Origin of the sequence: Kocuria sp. CNJ-770 (genome assembly GCF_001942375.1) — a bacterium.
Taxonomy (GTDB): domain Bacteria; phylum Actinomycetota; class Actinomycetes; order Actinomycetales; family Micrococcaceae; genus Kocuria; species Kocuria oceani.
Map to the genome: position 1 here is coordinate 1 of NZ_MKJW01000040.1, position 2,609 is coordinate 2,609.

Here is a 2,609-nt window from a genome sequence, read left to right on the forward strand (position 1 = left end):
GGGTGGCCGAACCGCTGACCGCTCAGCAGCTGTGTGAGGTCATCCGGGTGGCCTACGATCCGGCCGAGGCGGTGCTCTTCGACCGAGCGCATTCCCAGGGGGTGGCCCCGGAACTGAATTGGAGCGAGGTCGGCCCCCAGGCCGCCGACACCTTCTGGGACTGCTATCACCACAACAACTCCTGGTCGAAGTCCTGGGCGATGTCGGTGCCCCCGCGCTCGACTATTCAGGCCAACGTGCTCCAGGCCCTGATCGCCCCGAACCCGGAGCTGGTGCGCAAGCGCGTCACGCTGCTCTACCGCCCCATCGACCCCGCCCGGGCCGCGCAGATGGTCGAGAACGACATCAACACCGCCACCTTCAACGCCTCCTCCCGCAACCGGGCGACGGCCCGGGACACCCGCGAGACCCGCGCCGCTCAGGCCACCGCGGCTGAGGAAGCCGACGGGGCGGGGCTGCTGAACTTCGGGCTCGTCGTCACCGCCACTGTGCGTTCCCAGGGCGAGCTGGATGAGGCCGAGGCCATCATCGAGAACCTTGGCACGTCGGCGAGGATCCGCCTGGAGGAGGCCTACGGCGCCCAGGACTCCACCTTCGCCGCCGGCCTCCCCCTGGGTGTGGTGATTCCGGATCACCTGGCACTGCCTTCAACCGTGAGGAATGCACTCTGATGGCCACTACGAAACGAGACCAGATCATCCTCCCCGCCTCTCGGGGCGCGGCCGGCACTACCGTCCTGGACCGGGCCTTCGCCCGCGTCAAGGGCGGCAAGATCTTCGCCAAGCCCAAGCGCACCGGCAGCACCTCGGTCACTGCCGCCTCCGCCCGCCGTCCGGGCCCGCGGGGCCACAAGGGCCGGGGTCTGGGCGAGGCGCAGCTGCTGCACCCGATCCGGGAAATGCGCGGCACTAACTACCAGGTGTGCGGACTCTATCCCTTCCCTATGGGCGGTGGTTCCCCGTTGGAGGGGGTGCCGCTGGGGCGCAACCTGCTCTCGGGGGAGCCGGTGTGCTGTGATCCGATCTCCTGGTTCCAGAAGCTGCGGGTGATCGCCAACCCCTCGGCCTTCATCATGGCCAACCCGGGGCTGGGCAAGTCCTCCCTGCTGCGGCGGATGGCCATTGGGCTGGCCGCCTTCGGGGTGTGGCCGATGGTCCTCGGAGACATCAAGGGCGAACACGTCGCCATGATCGAAGCCCTCGGCGGGGCAGTGCTGCCGCTGGGCCGCGGGGTCGGCCACATCAACCCCTCGATGATGCCGGCGCGGTCGCCGCGGCCAAGCTGCTGTCTGCCGCGAAGGCGGAGGAGCTGCTGGCCGATCTGCACACCCGGCGTTTCGACCTGATCCGGTCATTGATCGCGATCCTGCGCAAGAAGCCGCTGGACGAGCGTGAGGATCAGATCCTGGATCGGTGCCTCACCGTCCTGGAAGCCCGCCACGCCGAGTCCGGCACGGTCCCGGTCATGGCGGATTTGCGCCAGGTGCTCAAAGACCGCCCCCAGGAGGTGCGTGAGGTTGCTCTGGATCGCGGCAACGATGCCCGCTATGACGAGATCACAGAGCCCCTGGAGTCCTCGCTGAACTCCTTGTGCGGCTCCGGGGCCTTCGGGCAGATGTTCGCTCGCCCCTCCACCAACAAAATCGACGCTTCCCGGCCGATGGTCTTCGACCTGTCGCGGATCTCCCAGTCCGAGTCCGATCTGCGGGCGGCGACACTGTTGGCGTGCTGGTCCATTGGCACCGGAACGGTGCGGACCTCCAACATGCTGGCCGATGACGGGGTGATCGCCCGGCAGCGGTTCCTGCTCATCCTTGATGAGCTGTGGAACACCCTGGCGGCCGGGCCCGGTATCGTCGATCAGGTCAACGCCCTGACCCGCCTGAACCGGGAGATGGGGGTCGGGCAGATCATGGCCTCCCACACCCCCTCCGACCTCATGGCCGTGCGTGGCGAAGAGGATCGCGCCAAGGCCAAGGGCATCATGGACCGCTGCGGGATCAAGATCCTCGGCGGGCTGGCCAAATCCGAGATGCCGCTGCTGACCGAGTCCGTGCCGCTGTCGATGCGCGAGCAGGAACAGCTCGCCGCCTGGCAGGACCCGCCCGCCTGGAACCGACGCGGGGACGAGGCGATGGAATACACCAACGACGACGTATTTGCCTCCACCGACGAGCTCACGGTCAACGACGTCGAGCTGCGGGCCTGGCTGGAAGACCCGGAGAACCGGGAGTGGTACTTCGACGATCGCACCACCTCCCCGCCGCCGGGCCAGGGGAAGTTCTTCATCAAGGTCGGTGCCAGGGCGGGGATTCCGTTCTCGATGGAGTTCACCCCCACCGAACGCCGGAGCCAGGTTCACGACACCGAGAAGAAGTGGCACGAGGCCAAGTTCCGCGCCGCTCAGGAGAGGGGCGAACGATGAGCTCCCTGGACCGCAAGTACAAGACCGGTGGCGGGGAGGTTGCTCTGCTGTTGGTGTTGATCTTCGTCCTGGTCGGTATCCCTGCGCTCCTCTACGCGGTGAACATCGCCGGACAGGCCCTCACTCCGCGTGTGGGGTCCTTGCCGGATGGGTACTGGGAACGGTCGTTGGGCACCTTCACCGGG

At 67.5% G+C, this 2,609-nt stretch carries 3 protein-coding genes and 1 pseudogene; all 4 read left to right on the forward strand.

The window, feature by feature from the left end; all coding sequences use genetic code 11:
- Positions 1-671 (forward strand): SCO6880 family protein (locus tag BJF77_RS01965; protein WP_369821343.1); only part of this gene is annotated, 671 nt, incomplete at its 5' end.
- Positions 671-1,345 carry a hypothetical protein gene (locus BJF77_RS21270; RefSeq protein ID WP_075871124.1) on the forward strand — a complete coding sequence of 225 codons (675 nt, stop codon included), beginning with the start codon at positions 671-673 and terminating at the stop codon, positions 1,343-1,345. The genes BJF77_RS01965 and BJF77_RS21270, both read left to right, overlap by 1 nt.
- An 8-nt stretch (positions 1,346-1,353) precedes the next feature.
- The gene (locus tag BJF77_RS21275) at positions 1,354-2,424 is read left to right on the forward strand and encodes a type IV secretory system conjugative DNA transfer family protein (RefSeq protein ID WP_075871125.1); all 1,071 of its coding nucleotides are present in this window, start codon (positions 1,354-1,356) and stop codon (positions 2,422-2,424) included.
- A pseudogene (locus tag BJF77_RS01980) lies at positions 2,421-2,609 on the forward strand (conjugal transfer protein); the annotation flags it as partial. The gene BJF77_RS21275 and the pseudogene BJF77_RS01980, both read left to right, overlap by 4 nt.